Genomic DNA, 24861 nt, shown 5'->3' with positions numbered 1-24861 from the left:
CCCCGGTGATCGATCAGTGCCCGGTGCCCGACGGATCCGCCCGCCGCTCCGCCACAAATCCTCCCATCACCGAACAATCCCCAGCTCAGGGTCGTCACGGAGCTTGCCGAGCGCCCGGGAGACCGCCGACTTCACCGTGCCCACGGAGACGCCCAGCACTTCGGCCGTCCGGGCCTCGCTGAGGTCCTCGTAGTACCTCAGGACGACCATCGCCCGCTGCCGGTCCGGCAGCTTCATGACGGCCCGCCACATCGCGTCGCGCAGCGCCTGCCGCTCCGCCGGGTCGTCCCCGCCGGGCACGGGCTCCGGCTCGGGCATCTCGTCGCACACGAACTCGTCGACCTTGCGCTTGCGCCACTGCGACGTCCGGGTGTTCACCAGCGCCCGGCGCACGTAGCCGTCGAGGGCGCGGTGGTCCTCGATGCGCTCCCAGGCCACGTACGTCTTGGTGAGCGCGGTCTGCAGCAGGTCCTCCGCGTCGCTCGGGTTCGCGGTCAGCGACCGGGCGGTACGCAGCAGGACCGGCTGGCGGGCCTCCACGTACGACGAGAACGACGGGTACGGGAAGGTCTGCGTCATTGCCGTGGCGGCGTTCGAAGCGCTGGTGCAGACAAGTGCGGTCATGGCTCAACGCTATGAGCGAAGGGAGGCGCGGCGGATCGGCCGCAGGTCCCGAAGCGGAGTCCGCCTCAGGTTGTAGGGGTGGGGCCCGCCGCACCTCCTCTGGGTGGAGGTGCACACGGAGGGCCCTGGGGGTTCGCCCCTGAGGGTCCCCCGGCTCCCGCGCACCGTGCCGGGGACGAACGCCCGGGCGACGGTACCGGAGTACCGCCGCCCGGACGCCCTGCGACCCCATGAAGCACACCCGCACGAAGACCGGGGGCCGGCGCCGGAGCGCCCGCGGCCCCTCAGCTCACCACCACAGCGGCGAGAAGGTGACGACCACGTTCGCGTTGCCCTGGTTGACGGTCGTGAAGGCGGAGTCCTCGACCTGCGCGGTGTTGCTCTGGTTCGAGGCGCCCGAGCCGACCGCCTGCTGCTGCGTGGTGGACGAGTTGCCGTTGTTGTCGTCGCCGACGCCGCTGCCGACGACGCCCGCGAAGGCCTCCGCGGAGGTCGCACTCGATCCGTCGTTCGCGAGGGCGCCGTTGTCCGCGGCCGCGACGCCGCCGAAGAGGGCGACGGCCAGCGGGAGCGCGGCGACGGCGGCGATGACGCGAGCGGTACGGATGCTTGCCATGTAATTCCTCCAGAACACGGTGCGCACCGGCTTCCTGCCGACAACGCGAGAGGTACCTGCACTGACGAACCAGCCTGGGTGCCGGGGCAGTTGGCCGACCGCCCCGACGCTGTGCACGACGTCGCGTGACCAGAGTTGCCCAGCGGATCACCGGCGAACCGCCCCGGAAGCACCGATTCGCTCTCAAGCGTGAGGACAAGTCGATAAACCCCTTTGGCCTCACTTGTGGCGCACCCGGGCAGTGCGGACAGCTCCGAACCAAGCACCACAAGAGGTGAAGCGTTCCGCCGCTTCCTCCGTCCGCCGCCCCGCCCCGGCGCGCCGCATGCGGCCACTCTTCCCTTTTTCGAACGTGCGTACGAACATAGAGTCATGGCCACCACCGACCGGCAGGCCACGACGCTGGCCCTCGCCCACGCCCTGTCCGCCGCCGAACGCGGACTGGCGGTCATCCCCCTGTCCCGTACGAAGCTCCCGGCCCTGCGCTCCCCCCACCGCGACGACCCGGCGCCCTCCCGCTGCCACGGCGAGTGCGGCCGCTTCGGCCACGGGGTCCACGACGCCTCCACCGACCCGGCCCGCATCCGCGCGCTCTTCGCCGCGGCACCCTGGGCCGCGGGCTACGGCATCGCCTGCGGGCTGCCGCCGCACCACCTCATCGGTGTCGACCTGGACACGAAGGGAGACACGGACTCCTCGGCCGCCCTGCGCGAACTGGCCCTGCGCCACCTGTTCACGATCCCGCCCACGGTGGTCGTCGTGACCCCCAGCGGAGGCCGCCACCTCTGGCTGACCGGCCCGCCCGACGCCGTCGTCCCCAACTCGGCCGGCCGCCTCGCCCCCGGCATCGACATCCGCGGCGCCGGCGGCTACCTGGTCGGTCCCGGCTCCCGCACCCGGCACGGCGCCTACACCGCCGCGCCCGGGACCGCCCACCTCGCGCCGGCCGCCTGCCCGCCCGCGCTGCTGCGCCTCCTGCTCCCCCCGCCCCGCGCGCACCGGCACGCCGCCGCCGCGACCGACGCGCACGGCCGGGGTCTCGTCCAGTTCGTCCTCGCCGCGCACGAGGGCCAGCGCAACACCCGCCTCTTCTGGGCGGCCTGCCGCGCCTACGAGGACGGCATCGGCGCCGCCCTCGTGGATCCCCTGGTCGAGGCGGCCCGGGACACCGGCCTGACGGAACGCGAGGCCCGCGCGACCATCGCCTCGGCGGCCCGCATGACCGGCCACCGCCCCTGACCGGGGCGCGGTGGACGCCTACGGCGCCTCGGGCGCGCTCGCGGTGTCGTCCTTGCGCCACGCGCTCACGCCCAGCCTGCCCGTGGTGCCGAGGTCGAGGCCGGGGGCCACGATCACGGGGTCGGCGCCGGCCCGCTCCCGGACGCGGACGTACGGCACGGTCACCGCCTCGCCGAACTCCGTGGTGTTGCGCCACATCAGGCCGGCCCTCGCCGACTCGCCCGGCCGCAGCGTCACCGGCCGGGGCGGTGCGTCGAACCCGTCCAGCAGGGCCACGCCCTCGCCGCCCGGCACGATCCGGATCCCGTCGACGGGCGCCAGCTCGTCGTCGAGCAACTGGAGCGCCGGATAGCCCTCCAGGGAGTGCGGGCGGCTACCGCAGTTCTCCAGGTGCAGGCCCACCACGCGCAGCCCCATGGCCGCGTCCCCGTCGTCGGCGAAGATCCGCAGCCCGGACGCCGGGCAGGTCCCCGCGGGCGCCGGCGCCTCGTCGGCGGGCACCCGCTTCACGTCGGTGATCCGCACGCGCTCCGGGGCCAGGGCACTGTCGCCGGGCAGATACCCGTGGTCGAGGGTGCGCCGCACGGTCCGCCCCGCGCCCACGGAGACCACCGTCTCCTCGACGCCGGACATCGCCCTGCCCTGGTCGTCGGTAAGGGTGAAGTCGATGGTGTAGGTGAAGGCCTCGGCCTCCTGGTTGGTCACGGTGTACGCGACCACGCACGGCGACCTGCCTCCCGCGCCGGGGGAACTCGCCCCCGGCAGGCCCTCCGCCGTGACGGACACCCCCGGCCGCCCGTCCACCCGGGCACCGGGACCGGATCCGGCGGCCCCGCCGGCCCTCTCGGCCATGCCTACGATCCGCACCCCGTCCCTCTCCTGCCCGGCACCGGAACCGGCGTCATCACCGGCCCCGCACCGCCCCTCCGGCCCGCTGTCCTCCCCCGCCCCGGACACGGCGGTCCCGGTGCCGCAGGCACCGAGCAGGAGAGCGACGACGAGAGCACCGGAGACCGCGAGGGGCCTGCGGAGCGGGAAGGTACGCATCGCCCCACCCCACCAGCCCCGCTCCGCCCCGACCGTGGCGGAGGCCATACTTCCGGTCACAGCCGTGTCACAGCCCGCCCCTCCGCCGCACCGCGGCGATCAGGGCGACCAGCGCGGCGGTCACCGCGAGGCTCCCCACCGTGACCATGCCCACGCCGACCACGAAGAGCCCGCTGGCGTCGTCCGACCAGTCGTAGGCGGCGGAGACGGTCAGACCAGCGGTGACCCCGGCCACGGCGCCCGCGCCGTGCCCCCGGAACGCCGCCCAGCACACCGGCACCAGCAGCGTCAGCACCAGCCCGATCACCTGCCAGGCCTCGTACGGCCCGGTGGTCGAGCCGTCGGGGTGCACGTCACGGTGCTGGTCCCACCCGAGCCACGCGGCCCACAGCCCCGCCGCCACCGCGGCGAGCACGAGCCCCCACACCCACCGCACGGCGTTCTTCGGTCGTCGATTCTCCATGCCCCGAGCGTCCCCGCCCGCCCACCGGCCGACCAGGGTGCACGTACTCAGTCCCACCCGAGTACGAACACCGGGCAGCCGGCGCGCACGACGACGGCCCCCGACCGTGTCCCCGGTCGGGGGCCGTTCATCACCGCGGTGGGTGTGGGATTTGAACCCACGGTGACTTGCGCCACGACGGTTTTCAAGACCGTTCCCTTAGGCCGCTCGGGCAACCCACCCCGCGGCGGCCGTGATCGGCCGCGCGGGACCAGGGTAGCGGGTCCGTGCGGGGGCGGGCGGGTCAGTCGTCGCCGGTCTTGGAGCCGAGGGTGAGTTCGGCCGTCTGCTGCTTGCCGCCGCGCTCGTAGGTGACCGTGACCTTGTCGCCGGGCTTGTGGGTCCAGATCTCGCCGATCAGGGTCGGGCCGCTGTCGATCACCGTGTCGTCGAGCTTGGTGATGACGTCACCGGGCTTGAGGCCCGCGGCGGCGGCGGGGCCGCCCGGCTCGACGGGCTGGGAGCCGCTGACGCCCTGTTCGGTGATCTTCGCGCCGTTCGTCGTCTCCTCCAGCGAGACGGAGGCGCCGATCCTGGCGTACACCGGCTTGCCGGTTTTGATGAGCTGCTTGGCGACGAACTCCGCCTGGTTGATGGGGATGGCGAAGCCCAGACCGATCGAGCCCGCCTGGCCGGCGCCGCCGAAGCCGCCGCCCCCGCTGGTGGACTGGATCGCGGAGTTGATCCCGATGACGTTGCCCTGCGCGTCCAGCAGCGGGCCGCCGGAGTTGCCCGGGTTGATCGAGGCGTCGGTCTGCAGGGCGCTCATGTAGGACGCCTTGCTGCTCGCGCTGCCGTCGCTGGAGGCCACCGGACGGTTCTTGGCGCTGATGATGCCCGTCGTCACCGTGTTGGACAGGCCGAAGGGGGCGCCGATGGCGATCGTCGAGTCGCCCACGGCCACCTTGTCCGAGTTGCCGAGGGGCAGCGGGTTCAGGTCCGACGGGGCGTTGCGGAGCTTGATGACCGCCACGTCGTAGCCCTGGGCGTGGCCGACCACCTGGGCGTCGTACTTCTTGCCGTCGGGGAAGGTCGCGCTGAGCTTGCCGCCGTCGACCGCCTCCGCCACCACGTGGTTGTTGGTGACGATGTGGCCCTGCTTGTCGAAGACGAAGCCCGTGCCGGTGCCGCCCTCGCCGTTGCTGCCCTCGGCCTGGATGGTGACCGTGCTGGGCAGCGCCTTGCCGGCCACGCCCGCGACCGTGCCCACGTCGCGCTTGACCGAGCCGCCGGTGTCCGAGGCGGAGACCGTCGTGGAGCCGGACTCGTCGTTGTTCTTGGCCAGCGTGTAGCCGAGACCGCCGCCCAGACCGCCCGCGACCAGGGCGGCGATCAGGACCGCGGCGACCATGCCGCCGCGGCCGCGGCCGGACTTCGGCGCCGGCGGCTGGTACGAGGCGCCCCAGCCGCCACCGGAACCGTCCCCGCCTCCGCCGCCGTAGGACGCGCCGCCCGGCGGCGGGGGCGGCGGCCAGGACGCGTCGGGGGCCGACGGGCCCTGGGGCGCGGCCTGGTGCGGCCCCTGCGCGGAGGCCGCGGGTGTCTGGAAACCGCCCTGCGGTTCCGCGCCGGCGGGCGCCGGTGCCGGCGGCTGGTGCGGGTGGGGCGGCGGGGTCGGCTCGGAGGCTGCGGGAGATGCCACCGGCACGGGAGGTGCGGGCGGGGCCGGGGGTACCGCGGTGCCCTCGTTCTCGGTGCTCACAGCTTCTCTCCTCGATCCACGACTGCCGCTCGGGCGCACTGGTCGCGCTCGGCCACGCTCACGCGGGCCGTGCCACGGCCCGGCGCGACGCGGCCGCGCATGTGGTGGTGCATGTGTATGTGTAGGCCATCAGCTTTTCCCACGAGCCGTCAGAGCACCATAAGCGGATCCTGTGGGTCGCGGTCGTTCCTCATACAGGTCATCCAAGACTAAACGGGCACGAGGCGATGACTCCGACGGCACGTCTACCCGGACACGGTGGCACCATGACGCGGTGACCCATGCAGGACAGCACCCGATTCAGGTCGTCGCCCACCGCGGGGCCTCGGAGGAGGCCCCCGAACACACCCTGGCCGCGTACCGGAAGGCGATCGAGGACGGGGCGGACGCCCTGGAGTGCGACGTGCGCCTCACCGCGGACGGCCACCTGGTCTGCGTCCACGACTGGCGCGTCAACCGTACGTCCAACGGCCGCGGCGCGGTCTCGGCGCTGGAGCTGGCCGATCTTGCGGCGCTGGACTTCGGTGCCCGCAGGACCCGGGAGTTCTGGCGGACGCGCGACGAGCAGCCCGAGTGGGAGCACCGGCCCGAGGACCGGGAGGAGACCTCCGTCCTCACCCTGGAGCGGCTGCTGGAACTGGTGTCGGACGCGGGGCGGCGGGTGGAACTGGCCATCGAGACCAAGCACCCCACGCGCTGGGCGGGACAGGTGGAGGAGCGGCTGCTGCTGCTCCTGAAGCGGTTCGGCCTCGAGGCGCCCGCCTCGGCCACCGAGTCGCCGGTGCGCGTCATGAGCTTCTCGGCCCGCTCGCTGCACCGGGTACGGGCCGCGTCGCCGACGCTGCCGACGGTCTACCTGATGCAGTTCGTCTCGCCCCGGCTGCGCGACGGGCGGCTGCCCGCCGGTGTCGGGATCGCGGGCCCCTCGATCCGCATCGTCCGGAACCATCCCGCCTACATCGAGCGGCTGAAGGCGGCCGGGCACCGGGTGCACGTGTGGACCGTGAACGAGACCGCCGACGTGGATCTCTGCGCCGGACTGGGAGTCGACGCCGTCATCACGAACCGGCCACGTGCCGTCCTGGAGCATCTCGGCCGCTGATTCACCCGGAGGCCTTGACCCGGCGGCCTTTCTGCCCCATTCTCCGGTCTCGGCCACACCGACGAAATCAAGCCACGCGACTACGGGGAGTGCTCCGGCGCGTTCGGTGCGTGTTCGACCGTGTCGAATGCGTCACTGGGCGGAGACCGGCCGGTTTCCGGTACAGGCCAGAAGGGCATCCACACCGTGGCGTGGGGCGAAGGAGGTCTCGGGGGTGGCGTTGGTGGTGGCACAGGAGGTGCCCACGTCGTCGAGCATGGCCGTTCCCCATGGCCCTGCGGGCGTGGGGAAAGCACGGCACCGGATGCGCGAGCAGCTGCGCAGCGGTGGTGTGGCGGAATCGGTCATCGACGACGCAGTACTGGTCCTTTCCGAACTGCTCAGCAATGCGTGCAAGCACGGACGTCCGCTGGGCGAAGCCCTGGCCGGGGACGGTGACGTCCGCGCCGCGTGGCAGGTGGACGCGCGTGGCCGGCTCCTCGTGGAGGTCACGGACGGCGGCGGTCCGACGCGGCCGGCCCCGGCGACACCGTCGGTCACCGCGCACGGCGGACGCGGACTGAACATCATCACGGCGCTCGCCGACGACTGGGGCGTGCGGGACGGGGCGTGCGGAGAGGTCACGGTCTGGGTCGTCGTCCACGACGACGTGCACGATCCGGACGCGGGGCACCGGCGCGACGACTTCGCCACGCGGGTCGCGGCACCGGTGGTGTCCCGGATGCCCGGACTGGGCTTCGCGGACGCGTTCGACGACGTGGGCTGACCGCCGGCGGCGCACGGGCCGGGCGGCGCACGGACCGGGCGGCGCACGGACCGGGCGGCGCACGGCCGCGAGGTGCGTGCCGCCGCCGCGGGAGGCGTGCGCGCGGTTCCCTCCCGCGGGGAGGCTCCCGGCGCGGCGCGCCGGGGGAGTTGTCCACACGCGGCCCGTCGTCCACAGGGTCCCGTCGGCCGGGGCGCGAACGGCTAGGCTCGCGCCCGTACGAGTAGAGCCGTAACCGGGAGACACCCACGATGGCCAAGAAGCGACTCCAGACGAAGGCCAAGCGGCCCCAGCTCACCGACGGAGAGGTCCCGGTCGTCGGCGCCCGCGAGCCCTGCCCCTGCGGCAGCGGCCGCCGCTACAAGGCCTGCCACGGCCGCGCCGCCGCGCAGGCCACGACCGCGCTGGTGCAGCGCCCGTTCGAAGGGCTGCCCGGCGAGTGCGACTGGGTGGCGCTGCGCGAGCTGGTGCCGGCCGCCACGGCCGGACTGACGCTGAAGGACGGCCTGCCCGAGGGCGTCCCGTCGGTCACGCTGGCCACGGTGCTGCCGATGGCCTGGCCGGCCCTGCGCCGCGACGACGGCTCGGTGCTGCTCGGCCTGCAGAACGACACGGCGTCGGGCGACATCAGCCGCGACCTCGCGGACACCCTCCAGCGGGCCCTGACCGCCGCGCCGGGCACGCCCGTGCAGGGGCGTCGCGCGCCGGCCGACGGTCCGCGGCTGCAGGACCTGCTCGCGCCCGACGGTGCCTTCGAGCCGGTCGTGCACGAGGGCTTCGAGTTCTGGGTCCCGGACCCGGAGAACGCCACGCCGGAGGTGACCGCCTCCCTGGAGCGGGCCAACGCCGCGGCCATCCCGACCGTCCGGCTCCAGGGCGTGGACGCCGCCTACTGGTGCGAGACGCCGGAGAAGAACCACCTGCGGTGGGTCATGCCGCACGAGGAGGAGCGGCTTCTGGACGCTCTGGCCCGGCTGCACGCGGCGGGCCGGTCGAGCCTCGGCGAGGGCACCCGGCTGGTGGGTTCCTTCCGTGCTCACGGACTCACGGTGCCGGTCTGGGACCTGCCGAGCGGGGTCACCGCCGAGGACGTGGAGAAGCCCGCGGCCGAGTTCGCCGAGCGTCTCGCCGAGGCACTGGCCACGGACGCCCCGCTCACGCCCGACGAGCGCCGGGCGCGCGGCGGCCTGACCAACCGGCAGGTCACCCTCAGCTGAGGCCGCGGCCGGCGCACGGCGCCGGCCTCCCGTCCGGCTGACCGACCGGTCAGCCGGACCAGGGGCGCGGGAGAGGTGACTCCAGTCACAACTCCCAGTGGTGGCACGCCAGTCGGTGACCGGAAAACAAGAGATCGAATTTGCTAACAGCCGATCTCTTGTTACCGTTCGGGTAGCCCGGTTGCTGGTGCATCCCCCGTCGCCAGCAACCGGGTCTTTCCATGCGCCGCGACAGCCGGGCGGTACGGCCGCCCCGTCAACGGGCGCTTCGCGTCGGCAAGTTGCTGCCGGTGCGCAGCAGCGGCGGTCCGTGACCGGCCCGGGCCGCGAACTCCGCGACCGCGCTGTAATCGGCCGGCTCGCCCCGCATCCGCGCACGGGATGTCTCGCACATGCCCGGCGCGTCCTCGGCGCCCACGGCACAGCGCGTGCCGAGGCTGCGGCCGCCGGGCCCCAGGAGACTCAGCACGGCTTCCAGCGCCTCGCCGGTCGCGTTGCGGTAGTAGGTCCGCGCCCAGGTCCCGGTCCCCTGCGTCAGCACACAGGTCTGCGCCTCGACCCCTTCGGGCGAGGTGAGTCCGGGGCCGCAGCGCACCGCGGTGGCCAGGCCGAGCGGCAGCGTGCCGCGGGCGGGATCGGACGCGGCCGGCACGGGGTCGCCGCCGGCCCGTGCGGGCGCCTTGCCGTCACCGCCCCGCGCGGACAGGCGTGTGCCCGGGGACCGCCCGTCCTTCCCCCCGTCGGCCACGGGCCCCCCGGAGGCCACGGCGAACGGCAGCACGACCGCGCAGACCACGACGCCGGCCAGACCGTACAGACGGACCCGGCGGCCGGTCCGGTGGCGGTGCGATCCACCGCGGCGCGGCCTCGCGGCACGGTGCTCCCCAGCATGAAGCGGCATGGAGCGGACGATAACGACCCCGGGCGGGCGCCGGCCCGCGCCCGCGCCCGACACCCCTACAACTCGGGGGCGCTCACACCCGTACGGGTGAGGGCGTCGACCACCGCGTCCACAACGGCCTCCACGTCGGGCACCCAGGGCGAGGCCGAGCCGGGCAGCGGCGCGCGCTCCCAGCGGACGGCGCCCCGGCCGGTCTCCGACGGAGGCAGGGCGAGGTAGCCGCCCTCGCCGTGGAAGCGCAGGGAGCCGGGGACGAAGTCCTTGGCGTAGAGCAGCTCGCCCAGCTGCTCCATGGAGTACGGCCGGACCAGCAGCGCCCAGCGGGCCGGCGAGGCGACGACCGGGCCGAGTCGCAGGCCCGCGCGGTCCATCGCGGCCAGGGCGTGGGCGGCCGGCAGGGCGGGCAGGGAGACGGCGCACGGGGCGCTGCCCCCGGTGGCCAGGACGATCGGCGCCGCCGGCCGGTTGGTCCACCACCAGCGCACCATCCGCTCGTCGGTGGAGGCGGCGAGGAGGCCGGGGTCGAAGGGGTGCGCGCCCGGCACCGTGCACTCGGGGTCGGGGCAGCCGCAGCGCGAGCGCGCCTGCGGGTCCGGCGCCACGCCCGGGAGGACGGGCCACCGCCACTGTGTCGCGTAGGTCAGGGCCGCGCCGATCAGCTCAGGCCGCCCGTCGCCCCGCCGGGACAGCAGCCTGCGTCGCCTTCCGAGGATCTCGCGCATGAGCGCTCGTTCCTTTCCGTTGCACGCCTGGCAACACCGTGGTCGTCTCACATCATGTGTCGATCACTTCGCTGTGCGTAGCTGGTGGCGCATCACACCCCTGCCGCGGGCAGGGGGACCCCTGTGGGACGGGCTTCGACTGCGTCCGCGGCGGTTCGCGTCCATACTGCGTCCATCGGAAGCATGGGCGTGGCGCGGGGTGGCGAAGTCTGGCGTTTGCCGTCCCGCGTAGTTCTCTCCGCCTCCGCCACGGGAGGATGGGGCACGGTCGTCGGTGGATAGGACGCCCGGGTCCGCCGCCAGGTTCCGGGTGGCCCCCAGCCACCCCTGGCCTTCACCGAGTACGTACCCATCACGACCGCTGTGACGCTCCGTGGAGCACCCCCAGAAGACCGCAACAAGACGTCCTCCGGGGCAGTTTCAAGCCAACTTGGCTTTTGCGCAAGGGTTCGGACGGAAGGCCGCTCGCACCCCACGGACACCAGGAATCCCGGCAGGACAATGCTGGACATCTCCTTACGAGTGCGTGTACATGTGGAGGCACTGCCGGCGGCGCAGAATGACATGGGGGTTTGCGATGCTTTTGAGCAGTAAGCACCGGTCGGAAAGCCGGACGCCATGAACGCCCCGCACCCTGCGAAAGTGGCCGGAATCGATTCAACCGTGCCGTCCCCCGCCCACACTGTCGCGCCCGCCGCCGCGGGCACCTCCCCGGCCGCCCCGCCGAACGACCCGGGCACGCCTGATCCGCCGGGCGCGCTCCTGCAGGACCGGCTCGCCGGCTGGGTGTCCGACCTGACGACCCTGCACGAGCTGACCGAGCGTCTCGCCCGCACGGACTCCCTCGCCGAGGCGCTCCAGGAACTGCTCCGCGCCGGTGCCGCCCTGGTGGGCGCCCGGCGCGGTCTCGTCGTCATGGAGCCGGCCGACGGGCTCGGCCCGGACAGCACCACCGGCCTCGGGCTGGCCCGCGCCGACCTCGGCCACATCGAGACGGTGCCGCGCAGCTCGCTGGCGTACGGGCGGATCCTGGAGGGCCTGCCCGTCGCCGAGGGCGGGATCGCCGAGCCCGACCTGTTCGCCGAGGAGGGCCTCGACCCGCGCCACCGCGAGGTCGCCGCCCGCCTCGGGTACGCCGCCAGCTACGCCCTCCCCCTGTCCACCGAGCGTGCCGGCCGCCTCGGGGCCGCCGTGTGGCTCTACGACGAGCCCGCCGAGCCGCGCGAGCGGATGCGGCACCTCGCCGGGCTGTACGCGCGGTACGCCGCCGAGCACCTGGCCCGGCTCCTGGAGACCGAGCGCACCCGCGCGTGCATGGCGACCATGGCGGAGGAGCTGCTGCCCTCCCGCCTGCCCCGGGTGCCCGGCGTGCGGCTCGCCGCCCGCCGCCGCACCGGCCCCCACGGTGGCGGCGACTGGTACGACGCCCTGCCGCTGCCGGACGCCGCGCTCGGCCTGGCCGTCGGCTCCGTCACCGGTTCCGGCCCCAGCGCGGTGGCCGCCACCGGACGGCTGCGCGCGTCCCTGCGGGCGTACGCCGTGATGGAGGGCGAGGACCCGGTCGCGGTCCTGTCCGACCTGGAGCTGCTGCTGCGGCTCACCGAGCCCGCCCGCTCGGCCACCGCCCTGTTCGGCTACTGCGAGCCGGCGCTGCGCCGGATCACCCTGGCCGGCGCCGGACACAGCCCGCCGCTGCTGATCGGCGAGCGGCGCACGGAGTTCGTGGAGACCTCCGTCTCCGCGCCGCTGGGCATGCTCGCCTGCTGGGAGGCGCCGAGCGTGGAGCTCCAGGCCGAGCCCGGCGAGACGGTTCTGCTCTACACCGACGGCCTGCTGCACCGCACCGGCGACCCGATCGACCGCGCCTTCGCCCGCCTGCACGCCGCGGCGGCCGGCGTACCGCGGGCCAAGCGCCACGACCCGGACGCCGTCGCCGACCACGTGCTGCGCACGGTGCTGCCCGACGGCGCGGACGAGGCGGACTCCGAGGAGGACGTGGTGCTGCTGGCGGTCCGCTTCGACCAGTGAGGGCCGGCGCACGGTGTAACAGGTCCTTCGGCCCTGGGCCCCCTTCCGTACGACCGTACGATGGGGGGTGGTCCAGTGCCGTAACAAGGAGGATGACCGTGGCGGAGGAGCTCACCCCGGAGACCCCGGACGAGGCCGACGAGCCGATCAAGCAGCGCAAGAACGGCCTGTACCCGGGCGTGTCCGACGAGCTGGCCGAGAGCATGAAGTCCGGCTGGGCCGACACCGAGCTGCACGACCTGCGGCCGATCGCCCAGGCCGCCGAGACCGCCGCCCGGCGCTCCGCGCTCTCCGCCCGCTTCCCGGGTGAGCGCCTGGTGATCCCCGCGGGCAACCTGAAGACCCGCTCGAACGACACCGAGTACTCCTTCCGCGCGTCCGTCGAGTACGCCTACCTGACCGGCAACCAGACGGAGGACGGCGTCCTGGTCCTGGAGCCCGAGGGCGACGGCCACGCCGCGACGATCTACCTGCTGCCGCGCTCCGACCGCGAGAACGGCGAGTTCTGGCTGGACGGCCAGGGCGAACTGTGGGTCGGGCGCCGCCACTCCCTCACCGAGGCGGAGAAGCTGTACGGCATCCCCGCCTCCGACGTGCGCGAACTCGCCGGCCGGCTGCGCGAGGCCACCGGCCCGGTGCGCGTCGTGCGCGGCCACGACGCCGGCATCGAGGCGGCGCTGACCGACAAGGTCACCGCCGAGCGCGACGAGGAGCTGCGCGTCTTCCTCTCCGAGGCCCGCCTCGTCAAGGACGAGTTCGAGATCGGCGAGCTGCAGAAGGCCGTCGACTCCACCGTCCGCGGCTTCGAGGACGTCGTGAAGGTCCTCGACAAGGCCGAGGCGACCAGCGAGCGCTACATAGAGGGCACCTTCTTCCTCCGCGCGCGGGTGGAGGGCAACGACGTCGGCTACGGCACCATCGCCGCCGCCGGCCCGCACGCCTGCACCCTGCACTGGGTACGCAACGACGGCCCGGTCCGCTCCGGCGACCTGCTGCTGCTCGACGCGGGCGTGGAGACGCACACGTACTACACCGCGGACGTCACGCGCACGCTGCCGGTCAACGGCACGTACAGCGAGCTCCAGAAGAAGATCTACGACGCCGTGTACGACGCCCAGGAGGCCGGCATCGCGGCGGTGAGGCCGGGTGCCAAGTACCGCGACTTCCACGACGCCGCCCAGCGCGTGCTGACCGAGCGGCTCGTCGAGTGGGGCCTGGTCGAGGGCCCGGTCGAGCGGGTGCTGGAGCTGGGCCTCCAGCGCCGCTGGACGCTGCACGGCACCGGCCACATGCTCGGCCTGGACGTCCACGACTGCGCCGCGGCGCGCGTGGAGTCCTACGTGGACGGCACCCTGGAGCCCGGCATGGTCCTCACCGTCGAGCCCGGCCTGTACTTCCAGGCCGACGACCTGACCGTGCCCGAGGAGTACCGGGGCGTCGGCGTCCGCATCGAGGACGACATCCTCGTCACCGAGGACGGCAACCGGAACCTGTCCGCCGGCCTGCCGCGCCGGTCGGACGAGGTCGAGGCGTGGATGGCTTCGCTGAAGGGCTGACCTTCGGCCAGATGGCCGGGTACCGCACCGGGTACCCGGCCATCGACGTACCCGGGGGGCCTCGCCGTCGGCCGGCTCGGCGACCGCTGGCACCCACGGCCCGTCACACCGCGATCAGCGGTGCGTCCTTGCGCCACTTGAGGAGCTTGTCGAAGCTCACCACGGCCCCCGCCCGGCCCGGCGTGCCGCCGAAGTGCACGTGGTCGGCGAGCTCCCGGATGAGGCACAGGCCGCGCCCGTGCTCGGCGTCGGCGGGCGCCGCGCCCGCCGGCCGGACGGGCACTTCCGCGTCGAAGCCGGGGCCCGTGTCCGCGACCTCGATGCGGCACCGCTCGCCGTCCAGGTAGGCGGTGACGCGGTACGCGGCCGAGTCGCTGCCGGGCCCGGCGTCACCGCCGTGCTCGACGGCGTTGGCGCAGGCCTCGCTGAGGGCGACGGAGAGGTCGAAGGAGATGTCGGGGTCGACGCCCGCGGTCTCCATCGTGCCGAGCAGCAGGCGCCGGGCCAGGGGCACGCTCGCAGCCTCGCGCCGCAGATGGAGTGACCACCAGATGCTCATGCTCCAGCCTCCCGGCCGCGGCTCGACATACCGTTACGTATTGCCCCTCGTGCCCGGGCGTAAGCGCAGTGTGCGCATCGGACCGCCCGTACGGCGGACGCGACCTCCCCGGCGAACGGTGTATGTGGGGCGGCTCGCACCAGGAGTGACCATCCGGTCGTACGGCATCTTGCGGACCTGCCGTACGGCGCGGGTGCCGCCAGTGCGATGATGAGCGCGCCATGACTGCCCCCCACCCGCCTACGGCGCGCTCCGGGATCGATCTCCGGATCCTGCGGGCCGCGGTGTTCGCCGCGGTCTGCGTCGTGCTGGCCGCGGCGGGGCACACGCTGGCCTCCTGCGCCACCGTCCCCCTGTGGTCGCTGGGCGCGGGATTCCTCGGGGCGGTCGTGGTCGCCGTGCCCCTCGCCGGGCGCGAACGGTCACTTCCCGGCATCGCGGTGCTGCTCGCGGTCGGCCAGACCGCCCTGCACACCGTGTTCGGGCTGGGCCAGCACGGAGCCGCGGCGGTCACCACGGCGGCGCCCGGTGGGCCGGGCCCGCTGTCCGACGCCTCGCTGGTCCAGCAGGCCGCCCGCCTGGTGTGCGGGACCACCGCCGCGGCGATCAGCCCGGCGCAGGCCCAGCGGATCCTCACCGACGCGCGGCTCGCACCGGCCTCCGGCGCCCACCCGGGCGCGGCCCATCACCCGGCGGACGCCCTGGCCGGCGCCGCCGGCTCCGCCGCCCCACTGCTGCCGTCCCTGCCGATGCTCCTCGGCCACGTCCTCGCGGCACTCGCCGCCGGCTGGCTGCTGCGGCGCGGGGACCTGGCCGTGGCGCGGCTCGTCGCGCTGTCGGCACACTCGGCCCAGTCGATGGCCGAGGGAGCGTTCGTCCGCGCCCTGCGGGCGGCGCTCGCACTGGTGCGGGCCCTGCACCGCGGGCTCGCGGGCGCGCCGCGCACGGGTCCGCGTCCGCCGCGCACCGCGCTGCTCGTGCCGGCGCGGCCGCGCACCAGCGCCCTCCAGCACACGGTGATCAGACGGGGTCCGCCGAGCGCCTTCGCCCTCGCCGCCTGACACGACGCGACCACCGACCGCCCCACCCGCTTCCGCCTCACGGCCCGGGTGACGGAGCAGGGGCCGCCGTCGTGCGGCACGCGCGCGTGCGCGCATCCCTCTCGTCACTCCCGACCGGCTTCCCGCCGGTCATCACACGAAGCGGAGTACTCCGTTCATGAAGGTTTCCCGTATCACCGCCGCCGCCTCCGCGGCCGGCATCGCCGTCCTCGCCCTGTCCGCCCCCGCCTTCGCGCACGTCAGCGTCCAGCCGGAGGGCCCGGCCGCCAAGGGCGGCTACGCGGTCGTCGCCTTCAAGGTCCCCAACGAGCGTGACAACGCCTCCACCACCAAGCTGGAGGTCACCATCCCCGCCGACCACCCGCTGGCGTCCGTGATGCCGCAGCCGGTCGCCGGCTGGAAGGTCGAGGTGACCCGGTCCACGCTGGACAAGCCGCTGGAGTCGCACGGCGAGAAGCTCACCGAGGCCGTCTCCAAGGTGACCTGGACCGCCGAGGGCAAGGGCATCGAGCCCGGCTACTTCCAGAAGTTCCCGCTGTCCGTCGGCGCGCTGCCCGAGGACACCGACCAGCTGGTCTTCAAGGCGATCCAGACGTACTCCAACAAGGAGGTCGTGCGCTGGATCGAGGTGCCGCAGGAGGGCCAGGAGGAGCCCGACAACCCGGCGCCCGTGCTCGAACTGACCGCCGCCGAGGGCGACTCCCACGGCGCGGCGGGCGCGAAGGCCGGCACCGACACCGAGTCCGCCGCACCGAAGACCGCGGCCGGCGCCTCCACCGGCTCCGGCGACGACAGCGACACCACCGCCCGCGTCCTCGGCGTCGTCGGCATCGTGGTCGGCGCCGCGGGCGTCGCCTACGGCGTCCTCGCCGGCCGCCGCCGGGACACCGGCGCGACGGCGTAACAGCACCCCCCGCCGGTGTGCGCCGGGGCTCCGTCCGCGGACCCCGGCGCGCACCGGAGCACATCACATCTGGGACATATCTCTATGCGCAAGAAGACCTTCGCCGCGGCGGCGCTGCTCGCCGCCGCCACCCTGACCCTCTCCGCCTGCGGCAGCGACGGCGACGGCGACAAGCCCGTCACCGTGGTCTCCGAGGACACCGGCAAGCAGGCGGCCACCGTCCTCGACAGGCCGTTCGACAAGCCGGACCTGGTCCTGACCGACACCCGGGGCAAGCAGTACGACCTGCGCGAGCAGACCGCCGGCAAACCCACCCTGGTCTACTTCGGCTACACCCACTGCCCCGACGTGTGCCCGCTGACCATGAACAACGTCGCGGTGGCCAAGAAGCAGCTCCCCCAGGCCGAACAGGACAAGCTGCGCATCGTGTTCGTCACCACCGACCCCGAGCGGGACACCCCCGCCGCGCTCGGCAAGTGGCTCCAGGGCATCGACCCCCAGATCGTCGGCCTGACCGGCGACTTCGACACCGTCCAGGCCGGCGCCCGCACCCTGGGCATCTCCATCGACCCGCCGACCAAGGACAAGGACGGCAACGTCGTCTCGACGCACGGCACCCAGGTCATCGCCTTCTCCCCGAAGACCGACGCCGGCTACGTCCTGTACGGGGAGGACGCCACCGTCGACGACTACACCGAGGACCTCCCCGAGCTGATCAAGGGGGAGAACCCGTGACGGGCCGTCCCGTCCTGGCCGCCGCGGCGATGATCGGCGCCCTGGTCCTCACGGGCTGCGGCGACGGCTCCGACGCGTCCTCGGCCGCCGAACTGTCCGTCGGCGCGGCCTACATACCGCAGCCCGTCTCCGACACCATGGCCGCCGGGTTCCTCACCATCACCAACAAGGGCGGCGCCGACGACGCGCTCACGTCCGTCACGAGCGCGGTGGGCGAGGTCACTGTCCACGAGACCGTCGGCGGCGCCATGAAGGAGGTCGACCGCCTGCCCGTCCCCGCCCACGGCGAGCTCGTCCTCGAGAGCGGCGGCAACCACCTGATGTTCGAAAAGCTGAAGCACCGGCCCGAACAGGGTGAGACGGTCTCCATCGAGCTCCACTTCGCCCACTCCGGCCCCGTCACGGTCGAGGTGCCGGTGAAGCCGGCCACGTACCGGCCCACCGCCGGACACACCGGACACTGAGGGAGGGACCACCTTGACGCAGACCACCGCCCCGCGCGTGCGGACCCTGGTGCTGCTGCTCCTGGCCGCGGTCTGCGCGCTGTTCGCCGCCGCCGGCCCGGCCTCCGCGCACGCCGCGCTGACCGGCAGCGATCCCCAGCAGGGGGCGGTGGTCGACCGGGCCCCGGCCCAGGTGTCGCTCACCTTCTCCGAAGCCGTCTCGCTCGGCGACGACTCGCTGCGCGTCCTCGACCCCCAGGGCCGGCGCGTCGACGACGGCCGCCCCGCCGGCACGAGCGGCACGACGTACGCCGTGAAACTGCACGCGGGCCTGCCCGACGGCACCTACACCGTCGCCTACCAGGTCGTCTCCGCCGACAGCCACCCGGTCTCCGGCGCCTACACCTTCTCCGTCGGCGCCCCCTCCCGGACCACCGTGGCGGTCGGCGGACAGGAAGCGGGCGGCGGCGCGGTCGGCCTGCTCTACGGCCTCGGACGGTACGTGTCCTACGCCGGGTTCGTCGTCCTGGCCGGCGGCGCCGCCTTCGTCCTCGCCTGCTGGCCTCGCGGGTCCGGCGTGCGGCCCCTGCAGCGGCTCGTCGTCTCCGGGTGGCTCGCGCTGACCGCCGCCACCCTCCTGCTGCTTCTGCTGCGCGGCTCCTACACCGGCTCGGGGAAGCTCGGCGACGTCTTCGACCTGGGCCTGCTCGGTGAGGTCCTGCAGACCAGGAGCGGCGCCTCGCTGGTCTCCCGGCTGCTGCTGCTCGCGGCGGCGGCCCTGTTCATCGCCGTGCTCTTCGGCGCCTACGACAAGCGCCAGGACGAGGAGAAGCGGGACCTCACCTTCGGACTCGCGGCCGGCGGGACCGTCGTGGCCGCCGGGCTCGCGGCGACCTGGGCGCTGTCCGAGCACGCCTCCGTCGGCCTCCAGGCGGGCCTCGCCATGCCGGTCGACGTCGTCCACCTGCTGGCCGTCGCCGGCTGGCTCGGTGGACTCGCCGCCCTGATCGTCGCCCTGTACCGGGCACCCTCCGACGCCCCCGTCCCCGCGTCCGCCGTGCGCCGCTTCTCACGCATCGCCTTCGGCAGCGTGGTCGCGCTCGTGGTGACCGGTGTCTACCAGTCCTGGCGCCAGCTCGGCTCCTGGTCCGCGTTCACCGACACGCGCTACGGGCAGCTGCTCCTCGCCAAGATCGCTCTCGTGGCGGTGCTGGTCGGCGTCGCGTACTTCTCGCGCCGATGGACCGCACAGCTGGCCGGGACGACGTCCGCCGACGCGCCGCGGCGGGAGAAGGAGCGGGTCTCCGTGGCCGGCGGCCGCGGGAAGGAGACGGCGGACGCCTCCGCAGGGGCGAAGACGTCGGGGACGTCGAAGGACTCCGGCGGCTCCGGGGCGACGGCCGCGCCGAAGGCCTCCGGGGCGGCGCCGGAGAAGCCCGGGGACTCCCGGCGCGCCGCCCAGCTCGCCCGGCAGCGGGCCGCCATGGACACCGCCCGCCGGAAGCGGCTGCGGGACGCCGACCCCCACCGCCTCGGCCTGCGCCGGTCCGTGCTCGCCGAGGCGGGCATCGCCGTCGTCCTGCTCGCCGTCACCACCGTGCTGACCCAGACCGAGCCCGGACGCACCGAGCAGGAAGCGCAGGCCGCCGGCCGGTCCTCCGCCTCCTCGTCCGCCGCGGCGTCCGGCGCCGTGACCCTGGACATGCCCTTCGACACCGGAAGCGCGAACGGCAAGGGCGTCGTACGGGTCGAGCTCGATCCCGCCCGGGTCGGCGACAACGACCTGCACCTCTATGTCGAGGACCCCGACGGCCGTGCCGTCGACCTCCCCGAGGTCAAGATCGCCTTCACGCTGGAGGCAAAGGACCTCGGCCCCCTGCCCGTCGTCCCCGAACACATCACCACCGGACACTGGTCGGCGAGCGGCGTGCAGCTTCCGATGGCCGGCGACTGGAAGGTCGCCGTCACCGTACGCACGTCCGACATCGACCAGGTGACCATCTCCAAGAACGCGCAGATCGGCTGAACCGCACCATGGCTGACCAGTCCACCCCGGAGACCCGCACCCCAGAGGCGACACCCGGGGCATCCGCCGGGCCCGGCCCGCACGACGCCGGCGACGCCGAGCCGCGTGGGAGCATCTCACGGCGGCGGCTCCTCGGTACCGCCGGTGCCACCGGGCTCGCGCTCGGCGCGGCGGGCGGCGCCGTGGGGTACGCCGCCGCTCCCTCCTCCGCGGCCACGCCGCTCACCACGGTGGGCAGCGAGCAGGTGATGTTTCACGGGAAACATCAGCCCGGCATCACCACCCCGATGCAGGCCCGCGGGCACGTCGTCGCCTTCGACCTGAAGCCGGGCGCCGGGCGCAACGAGGCCGCCTCACTGCTCCGCCGCTGGTCCGACACCGCCCGGCGGCTGATGGCCGGCGAACCGGCCGGAACCGGTGACACGGGCGTCGCGCTGGACGCCGGCCCGTCCTCCCTGGCCATCACCTTCGGCTTCGGCCACAGCTTCTTCGGCCGGACCGGGCTGGACGGTCAGCGCCCGGCCGCCCTCGACCCCCTGCCCGACTTCTCCTCGGACCACCTCGACAAGGCCCGCAGCAACGGCGACCTGTGGGTGCAGATCGGTGCCGACGACGCCCTGGTCGCCTTCCACGCGCTGCGCGCGATCCAGCGGGACGCCGGGGCGGCCGCGCGCATCCGCTGGCAGATGAACGGCTTCAACCGCTCACCCGGCGCCACCGCCCACCCCATGACCACCCGCAACCTCATGGGCCAGGTCGACGGCACCCGCAACCCCAAGCCGGCCGACGCCGGCTTCGAGGAGCGGATCTTCGTGCCCGAGAAGGGCGAGCCCGCGTGGATGGCGAACGGCTCCTACGTGGTCGTACGCCGGATCCGCATGCTCCTCGACGACTGGGAGCGACTCTCCGCCAAGGCCCAGGAGGACGTCATCGGACGCCGCAAGTCCGACGGAGCCCCCCTGTCCGGAGGCACCGAGACGACCGAGATGGACCTCGAGAAGACGGACGGGTCCGGCAAGCTGGTCGTCCCGATCAACGCGCACGCCCGCATCACCCGTCCCGACCAGAACGGCGGCGCCACCCTGCTCCGCCGCCCGTTCTCGTACCACGACGGCTTCGACACCGACGGCGTCCCCGACGCGGGCCTCCTCTTCATCTGCTGGCAGGCCGACCCCCTGCGCGGCTTCGTGCCGGTGCAGCGCAAGCTGGACCGCGGGGACGCGCTGTCGCGGTTCGTCCGGCACGAGGCCAGCGGCCTGTTCGCCGTCCCGGGCGGGGCCGCGGAGGGCGAGTACGTGGGGCAGCGACTGCTGGAGGGGTGACCCGTCGCCCCGACGGGTCACCCCGTGGGGTGGCGGGCCGGGGAAGCGTGCTGGGCTTACGGCGAGGCCACTAAGGTGAGGCTCATGCCCGCCAGTTACGCGTATCTCGGTCCCGAAGGCACGTTCACCGAAGTCGCCCTGCGCACACTTCCCGAGACGGCGACCCGGGAACTGGTCCCCTACGTGTCCGTCCAGTCGGCGCTCGACGCCGTCCGCGTCGGCGAGGCCGAGGCCGCGTTCGTGCCGATCGAGAACTCCGTCGAGGGCGGCATCACCACCACCCTGGACGAGCTGGTCGCCGGTCAGCCCCTGATGATCTACCGCGAGGTGCTGCTGTCCATCACCTTCGCGCTGCTGGTCCGCCCCGGCACGAAGCTGTCGGACATCAAGACGGTCACCGCCCACCCGGCCGCCCAGCCCCAGGTGCGCAACTGGCTCAAGGCACACCTGCCGGACGTGGCCTGGGAGTCGGCCGCCTCCAACGCCGACGGTGCCCGCCTCGTGCAGGAGGGCCGGTACGACGCCGCCTTCGCCGGCGAGTTCGCCGCCGAGCGGTACGGCCTGGAGGTCCTCGAGTCCCAGATCCACGACGCGGAGAACGCCCAGACGCGGTTCGTGCTCGTGGGCCGCCCCGCCCGGCCCGCGGCGCCCACCGGTGCGGACAAGACGTCCGTCGTCCTCTGGCAGCGCGACGACCACCCCGGCGGGCTGCGCGACCTGCTGGGCGAGTTCGCCACCCGGGGCATCAACCTCATGCTGCTTCAGTCCCGCCCCACCGGCGCCGGCATCGGCAACTACTGCTTCTGCGTCGACGCCGAGGGGCACATCTCCGACCGGCGGGTGGCCGAGGCCCTGATGGGCCTGAAGAGGATCTGCCTCCAGGTGCGCTACCTGGGCTCGTATCCGCGTGCGGAGGTCGATGCGGCGGATTTGGCGCCGCTGCGGCGGGGAACCTCGGACGAGGAGTTCACCGCGGCGGCCGACTGGGTGGCGCGATGCCAGGACGGCCGGTTCTGACCCGTCGTACCTGCCGATTTTCGTTATCCACAGAAGTTATCCACAGGCCCACTTCTCGACCTGGGGACAAGTCGACAACGAAGCACCCTTCGGTCGACAAATCACCCTACGGGCACCCACTTCGTCCACAGGGGGCCAAGTCACCCCTCGTTCACCTGTTTCGTGCCCTCCCCCCTCCGGAGTGACCCCTTTCCACTCGAAAGTGCGCACGCAGGGGGTTTGGCGCGGGAAATTCTCGTCCCGCATGCCCGCACATGCCCGATTAGGAATGATCACTTCCGGAGTCCACAGAACTTTCGCACAGGCTGTGGATAACTTTCCCCGACCCGCACCCCCTGTGGACAGACGAGTCCCCAAGTGCCCTTCAGCGCAAGGAAGTCGGGTCAACCCGGCACCCGCCGCCTGCATCGTTCCAGGGAATGAGACGCCCTTTATTGACAGATGCGGCAGGCGGGAACACAAGGCACCATTTCCCCCCTGTCCGAGCGCGCGGAACGCGGTCGGCAATAGTGAGTCGTGAGCCGTCACCGCGCACCGGTAGCCTTGACCGCGTGATTGACCTTCGCCTGCTCCGTGAGGACCCCGACCGTGTGCGTGCGTCGCAGCGCGCCCGTGGAGAGGACGTCGCGCTCGTCGACTCCCTCCTGTCTGCCGACGAGCGGCGCAGGTCGTCCGGCGTCCGCTTCGACGAGCTGCGCGCCGAGCAGAGGGGCCTCGGCAAGCTCATCGGCAAGGCCACCGGAGACGAGAAGGCCGAGCTGCTGCAGCGCGCGAGCCGGCTCGCCGCCGACGTCAAGGCCGCCGACGCCGATCGCGACGCCGCCGACGCCGACACCCAGGAGCTGCTCCAGCGGCTCGGCAACCTCGTCCACCCCGACGTACCCGTCGGCGGCGAGGAGGACTTCGTCACGCTGGAGACGCACGGCACGCACCGCGACTTCGCGGCCGAGGGCTTCGAGCCCCGCGACCACCTGGAGCTGGGCCAGCTGCTCGGCGCCATCGACGTCGAGCGCGGCGCCAAGGTGTCCGGCTCGCGCTTCTACTTCCTGACCGGCGTCGGCGCGCTCCTGGAGCTCGCCCTCGTCAACGCGGCGATCGCCCAGGCGACGGCGGCCGGCTTCACGCCGATGCTGACTCCCGCGCTGGTACGCCCGCAGTCCATGGCCGGCACCGGCTTCCTCGGCCAGGCCGCCCAGGACGTCTACCACCTCGACAAGGACGACCTGTACCTGGTCGGCACGTCCGAGGTGCCGCTCGCCGCGTACCACATGGACGAGATCCTCGACGCCTCCCGGCTTCCGCTGCGCTACGCCGGCTTCTCGCCCTGCTTCCGCCGCGAGGCGGGCTCGCACGGCAAGGACACCCGGGGCATCTTCCGCGTGCACCAGTTCGACAAGGTCGAGATGTTCTCCTACGTCCTCCCCGAGGACTCGCAGGCGGAGCACCAGCGCCTGCTGGAGTGGGAGAAGCAGTGGCTGACGTCGCTGGAGCTGCCCTTCCGCGTCATCGACGTCGCCTCCGCCGACCTGGGCGCCTCCGCCTCGCGCAAGTTCGACTGCGAGGCGTGGATCCCGACCCAGGGCAAGTACCGCGAGCTGACCTCGACCTCGGACTGCACCGAGTTCCAGTCCCGCCGCCTGTCGATCCGCGTCCGCGAGGACAAGAAGGTGCGCCCGCTGGCGACGCTCAACGGCACCCTGTGCGCCGTACCGCGCACGATCGTGGCGATCCTGGAGAACCACCAGCAGGCCGACGGCTCGGTGCGCGTGCCCGAGGTGCTGCGCCCGTACCTGGGCGGCCGGGAGGTCCTGGAGCCGGTGGCCAAGTGAGCGACACCGGTTCCGCCGGGGGGTTCCCCTACCGGCTGATCGCGACCGACCTCGACGGCACCCTGCTGCGCAGCGACGACTCGATCTCGCAGCGCACCCGTGAGGCGCTGGCCGCGGCCACCGCGGCGGGCGCGGCCCACATCGTGGTCACCGGCCGCGCGGTGCCGTGGACCCGCCACATACTCGACGACCTCGGGTACGACGGGCTGGCCGTCTGCGGGCAGGGCGCGCAGGTCTACCACGCCGGGGAGCACCGGCTGCTGACCTCGGTGACGCTGGACCGGCAGCTGGCCGGGGTGGCGCTGGCGAAGATCGAGGCGGAGACCGGCCCGCTGTACCTGGCGGCGAGCCGCGACGGGCTGGACGGCGACGTGCTGGTCGGCCCGGGGTACGCGGTCGGGGGCGACCTTCCGGCGGTGCCGTTCACCGATGCCTCGGACCTGTGGTCGGCACCGTTGAACAAGATCTACATCCAGCACCCGACCCTGTCGGACGACGAGCTGGCCGAGGCGGCCCGGCAGGCCGCGGGCGGCTTCGTCACGGTCACCATGGCGGGTGCGGGCGTCGTCGAGCTCCTCCCGCTCGGCCTGTCGAAGGCCACCGGGCTGTCGCTGGCGGCGCGCCGGCTCGGTCTGAAGGCCGCGGACACGATCGCCTTCGGCGACATGCCCAACGACATCCCGATGTTCGGCTGGGCCGCCCGGGGCGTGGCGATGGCCAACGCCCACGCGGAGCTGAAGGCCGTGGCCGACGAGGTGACGTCCTCGAACGACGAGGACGGGATCGCCGCGGTGCTGGAGCGGCTGGCGCTCTGACGGCCCGTGCGGTGGGCCACGGTGGACCCGTGCGGTGGCCGGCCGCGCCATGACGGCGCGATGCCGTGACGCGCGGTGCCGTCACGGCCCGGTGGCACGGTCCGGTCGGCGCCGGTGTCCCCTCGGCC

24 protein-coding genes and 1 tRNA gene are annotated in these 24861 nt (G+C 73.5%); 15 read left to right on the top strand and 10 right to left on the bottom strand.

What is annotated here, in order from left to right; translation table 11 throughout:
* Positions 1-66: 66 nt before the first annotated feature.
* Positions 67-624, bottom strand: coding sequence for a SigE family RNA polymerase sigma factor (locus ACFWJB_RS02480; protein ID WP_385470393.1), 558 nt, complete (start codon positions 622-624; stop codon positions 67-69).
* 289 nt (positions 625-913) lie between these two features.
* Positions 914-1240 (bottom strand): hypothetical protein, encoded by a 327-nt coding sequence (locus ACFWJB_RS02475; protein WP_385470395.1) that lies wholly within the window; start codon positions 1238-1240, stop codon positions 914-916.
* A gap of 372 nt (positions 1241-1612) precedes the next feature.
* On the opposite strand from ACFWJB_RS02475, the gene ACFWJB_RS02470 reads away from it, so the two are divergent.
* Positions 1613-2479 (top strand): bifunctional DNA primase/polymerase, encoded by an 867-nt coding sequence (locus ACFWJB_RS02470; RefSeq protein WP_385470397.1) that lies wholly within the window; start codon positions 1613-1615, stop codon positions 2477-2479.
* An 18-nt stretch (positions 2480-2497) separates the two neighbouring features.
* On the opposite strand, the gene ACFWJB_RS02465 is transcribed toward ACFWJB_RS02470, so the two are convergent.
* The 4 genes from ACFWJB_RS02465 to ACFWJB_RS02450 all read right to left on the bottom strand — a co-directional run bounded on the left by ACFWJB_RS02465 (position 2498) and on the right by ACFWJB_RS02450 (position 5730).
* Positions 2498-3526 carry a DUF4232 domain-containing protein gene (locus ACFWJB_RS02465; protein ID WP_386919774.1) on the bottom strand — a complete coding sequence of 343 codons (1029 nt, stop codon included), beginning with the start codon at positions 3524-3526 and terminating at the stop codon, positions 2498-2500.
* Between the two features lie 67 nt (positions 3527-3593).
* A complete protein-coding gene (locus ACFWJB_RS02460) occupies positions 3594-3989 on the bottom strand; it encodes a hypothetical protein (RefSeq protein WP_386919772.1) in 396 nt (131 codons plus the stop codon).
* Between the two features lie 136 nt (positions 3990-4125).
* Positions 4126-4210: transfer RNA gene (locus ACFWJB_RS02455), tRNA-Ser, on the bottom strand.
* Positions 4211-4272: 62 nt separating this feature from the next.
* Complete coding sequence (locus ACFWJB_RS02450) at positions 4273-5730, bottom strand: S1C family serine protease (RefSeq protein ID WP_386919770.1); 1458 nt, start codon at positions 5728-5730, stop codon at positions 4273-4275.
* A gap of 274 nt (positions 5731-6004) precedes the next feature.
* Between ACFWJB_RS02450 and ACFWJB_RS02445 the strand changes: the two genes are divergently transcribed.
* Positions 6005-6832 (top strand): glycerophosphodiester phosphodiesterase, encoded by an 828-nt coding sequence (locus ACFWJB_RS02445; protein WP_386919768.1) that lies wholly within the window; start codon positions 6005-6007, stop codon positions 6830-6832.
* Between the two features lie 132 nt (positions 6833-6964).
* On the opposite strand, the gene ACFWJB_RS02440 is transcribed toward ACFWJB_RS02445, so the two are convergent.
* The gene (locus ACFWJB_RS02440; protein WP_385470410.1) at positions 6965-7090 is read right to left on the bottom strand and encodes a hypothetical protein; all 126 of its coding nucleotides are present in this window, start codon (positions 7088-7090) and stop codon (positions 6965-6967) included.
* Between ACFWJB_RS02440 and ACFWJB_RS02435 the strand changes: the two genes are divergently transcribed.
* The gene (locus ACFWJB_RS02435; protein ID WP_385470406.1) at positions 7047-7598 is read left to right on the top strand and encodes an ATP-binding protein; all 552 of its coding nucleotides are present in this window, start codon (positions 7047-7049) and stop codon (positions 7596-7598) included. The genes ACFWJB_RS02440 and ACFWJB_RS02435 overlap by 44 nt on opposite strands.
* Before the next feature lie 251 nt (positions 7599-7849).
* A complete protein-coding gene (locus ACFWJB_RS02430) occupies positions 7850-8815 on the top strand; it encodes a DUF5926 family protein (RefSeq protein ID WP_385470408.1) in 966 nt (321 codons plus the stop codon).
* Between the two features lie 256 nt (positions 8816-9071).
* Here the strand turns inward: ACFWJB_RS02430 and ACFWJB_RS02425 are convergent, their stop codons facing one another.
* Both ACFWJB_RS02425 and ACFWJB_RS02420 read right to left on the bottom strand, forming a co-directional pair.
* Positions 9072-9716, bottom strand: a complete 645-nt coding sequence (locus ACFWJB_RS02425) for a hypothetical protein (protein ID WP_386919765.1) — start codon at positions 9714-9716, stop codon at positions 9072-9074.
* Positions 9717-9772: 56 nt separating this feature from the next.
* Positions 9773-10438, bottom strand: coding sequence for a bifunctional DNA primase/polymerase (locus ACFWJB_RS02420; protein WP_386919763.1), 666 nt, complete (start codon positions 10436-10438; stop codon positions 9773-9775).
* Between the two features lie 618 nt (positions 10439-11056).
* On the opposite strand from ACFWJB_RS02420, the gene ACFWJB_RS02415 reads away from it, so the two are divergent.
* Positions 11057-12466: a PP2C family protein-serine/threonine phosphatase gene (locus ACFWJB_RS02415; RefSeq protein WP_385472862.1), complete on the top strand. Its 1410-nt coding sequence runs from the start codon at positions 11057-11059 to the stop codon at positions 12464-12466.
* Positions 12467-12564: 98 nt separating this feature from the next.
* The gene (locus ACFWJB_RS02410) at positions 12565-14022 is read left to right on the top strand and encodes an aminopeptidase P family protein (RefSeq protein ID WP_385472860.1); all 1458 of its coding nucleotides are present in this window, start codon (positions 12565-12567) and stop codon (positions 14020-14022) included.
* A gap of 103 nt (positions 14023-14125) precedes the next feature.
* Here the strand turns inward: ACFWJB_RS02410 and ACFWJB_RS02405 are convergent, their stop codons facing one another.
* The gene (locus ACFWJB_RS02405) at positions 14126-14581 is read right to left on the bottom strand and encodes an ATP-binding protein (RefSeq protein ID WP_385472857.1); all 456 of its coding nucleotides are present in this window, start codon (positions 14579-14581) and stop codon (positions 14126-14128) included.
* Between the two features lie 221 nt (positions 14582-14802).
* On the opposite strand from ACFWJB_RS02405, the gene ACFWJB_RS02400 reads away from it, so the two are divergent.
* The 9 genes from ACFWJB_RS02400 to ACFWJB_RS02360 all read left to right on the top strand — a co-directional run bounded on the left by ACFWJB_RS02400 (position 14803) and on the right by ACFWJB_RS02360 (position 24733).
* Positions 14803-15642, top strand: a complete 840-nt coding sequence (locus ACFWJB_RS02400; protein ID WP_386919761.1) for a hypothetical protein — start codon at positions 14803-14805, stop codon at positions 15640-15642.
* Positions 15643-15799: 157 nt separating this feature from the next.
* Positions 15800-16546 carry a YcnI family protein gene (locus tag ACFWJB_RS02395; protein ID WP_386919759.1) on the top strand — a complete coding sequence of 249 codons (747 nt, stop codon included), beginning with the start codon at positions 15800-15802 and terminating at the stop codon, positions 16544-16546.
* An 84-nt stretch (positions 16547-16630) separates the two neighbouring features.
* Entirely contained in the window at positions 16631-17281 is a 651-nt protein-coding gene (locus ACFWJB_RS02390; protein WP_386919757.1) for an SCO family protein, read from the top strand.
* A gap of 29 nt (positions 17282-17310) precedes the next feature.
* The gene (locus ACFWJB_RS02385) at positions 17311-17745 is read left to right on the top strand and encodes a copper chaperone PCu(A)C (protein WP_385459291.1); all 435 of its coding nucleotides are present in this window, start codon (positions 17311-17313) and stop codon (positions 17743-17745) included.
* Between the two features lie 13 nt (positions 17746-17758).
* Positions 17759-19750: a copper resistance CopC/CopD family protein gene (locus ACFWJB_RS02380; protein WP_386919755.1), complete on the top strand. Its 1992-nt coding sequence runs from the start codon at positions 17759-17761 to the stop codon at positions 19748-19750.
* A gap of 8 nt (positions 19751-19758) precedes the next feature.
* Positions 19759-21072, top strand: a complete 1314-nt coding sequence (gene efeB, locus ACFWJB_RS02375) for an iron uptake transporter deferrochelatase/peroxidase subunit (RefSeq protein WP_386919753.1) — start codon at positions 19759-19761, stop codon at positions 21070-21072.
* 84 nt (positions 21073-21156) lie between these two features.
* Complete coding sequence (gene pheA / locus ACFWJB_RS02370; RefSeq protein ID WP_385459188.1) at positions 21157-22089, top strand: prephenate dehydratase; 933 nt, start codon at positions 21157-21159, stop codon at positions 22087-22089.
* 551 nt (positions 22090-22640) lie between these two features.
* A complete protein-coding gene (gene serS / locus ACFWJB_RS02365; RefSeq protein ID WP_386919750.1) occupies positions 22641-23918 on the top strand; it encodes a serine--tRNA ligase in 1278 nt (425 codons plus the stop codon).
* Entirely contained in the window at positions 23915-24733 is an 819-nt protein-coding gene (locus ACFWJB_RS02360; protein ID WP_385459192.1) for an HAD family hydrolase, read from the top strand. The genes serS and ACFWJB_RS02360 overlap by 4 nt, the downstream gene beginning before the upstream one ends.
* Positions 24734-24861 lie beyond the last annotated feature (128 nt).

This window comes from Streptomyces sp. NPDC127100 (assembly GCF_042724095.1).
Classification (GTDB): Bacteria; Actinomycetota; Actinomycetes; order Streptomycetales; family Streptomycetaceae; genus Streptomyces.
The sequence above is the reverse complement of the archived record's forward strand: the minus strand, read 5'-3'. Positions and strand labels throughout refer to the sequence as shown.

What these genes read in the sequence shown, in the direction of transcription:
- ACFWJB_RS02480 (WP_385470393.1), bottom strand. Translation starts at nt 624, where the DNA reads ATGACCGCACTTGTCTGCACCAGCGCTTCGAACGCCGCCACGGCAATG.
- ACFWJB_RS02475 (WP_385470395.1), bottom strand. Translation starts at nt 1,240, where the DNA reads ATGGCAAGCATCCGTACCGCTCGCGTCATCGCCGCCGTCGCCGCGCTC.
- ACFWJB_RS02470 (WP_385470397.1), top strand. Translation starts at nt 1,613, where the DNA reads ATGGCCACCACCGACCGGCAGGCCACGACGCTGGCCCTCGCCCACGCC.
- ACFWJB_RS02465 (WP_386919774.1), bottom strand. Translation starts at nt 3,526, where the DNA reads ATGCGTACCTTCCCGCTCCGCAGGCCCCTCGCGGTCTCCGGTGCTCTC.
- ACFWJB_RS02460 (WP_386919772.1), bottom strand. Translation starts at nt 3,989, where the DNA reads ATGGAGAATCGACGACCGAAGAACGCCGTGCGGTGGGTGTGGGGGCTC.
- ACFWJB_RS02440 (WP_385470410.1), bottom strand. Translation starts at nt 7,090, where the DNA reads ATGCTCGACGACGTGGGCACCTCCTGTGCCACCACCAACGCCACCCCC.
- ACFWJB_RS02430 (WP_385470408.1), top strand. Translation starts at nt 7,850, where the DNA reads ATGGCCAAGAAGCGACTCCAGACGAAGGCCAAGCGGCCCCAGCTCACC.
- ACFWJB_RS02425 (WP_386919765.1), bottom strand. Translation starts at nt 9,716, where the DNA reads ATGCCGCTTCATGCTGGGGAGCACCGTGCCGCGAGGCCGCGCCGCGGT.
- ACFWJB_RS02420 (WP_386919763.1), bottom strand. Translation starts at nt 10,438, where the DNA reads ATGCGCGAGATCCTCGGAAGGCGACGCAGGCTGCTGTCCCGGCGGGGC.
- ACFWJB_RS02415 (WP_385472862.1), top strand. Translation starts at nt 11,057, where the DNA reads ATGAACGCCCCGCACCCTGCGAAAGTGGCCGGAATCGATTCAACCGTG.
- ACFWJB_RS02405 (WP_385472857.1), bottom strand. Translation starts at nt 14,581, where the DNA reads ATGAGCATCTGGTGGTCACTCCATCTGCGGCGCGAGGCTGCGAGCGTG.
- ACFWJB_RS02400 (WP_386919761.1), top strand. Translation starts at nt 14,803, where the DNA reads ATGACTGCCCCCCACCCGCCTACGGCGCGCTCCGGGATCGATCTCCGG.
- ACFWJB_RS02395 (WP_386919759.1), top strand. Translation starts at nt 15,800, where the DNA reads ATGAAGGTTTCCCGTATCACCGCCGCCGCCTCCGCGGCCGGCATCGCC.
- ACFWJB_RS02390 (WP_386919757.1), top strand. Translation starts at nt 16,631, where the DNA reads ATGCGCAAGAAGACCTTCGCCGCGGCGGCGCTGCTCGCCGCCGCCACC.
- ACFWJB_RS02385 (WP_385459291.1), top strand. Translation starts at nt 17,311, where the DNA reads ATGATCGGCGCCCTGGTCCTCACGGGCTGCGGCGACGGCTCCGACGCG.
- efeB (WP_386919753.1), top strand. Translation starts at nt 19,759, where the DNA reads ATGGCTGACCAGTCCACCCCGGAGACCCGCACCCCAGAGGCGACACCC.
- pheA (WP_385459188.1), top strand. Translation starts at nt 21,157, where the DNA reads ATGCCCGCCAGTTACGCGTATCTCGGTCCCGAAGGCACGTTCACCGAA.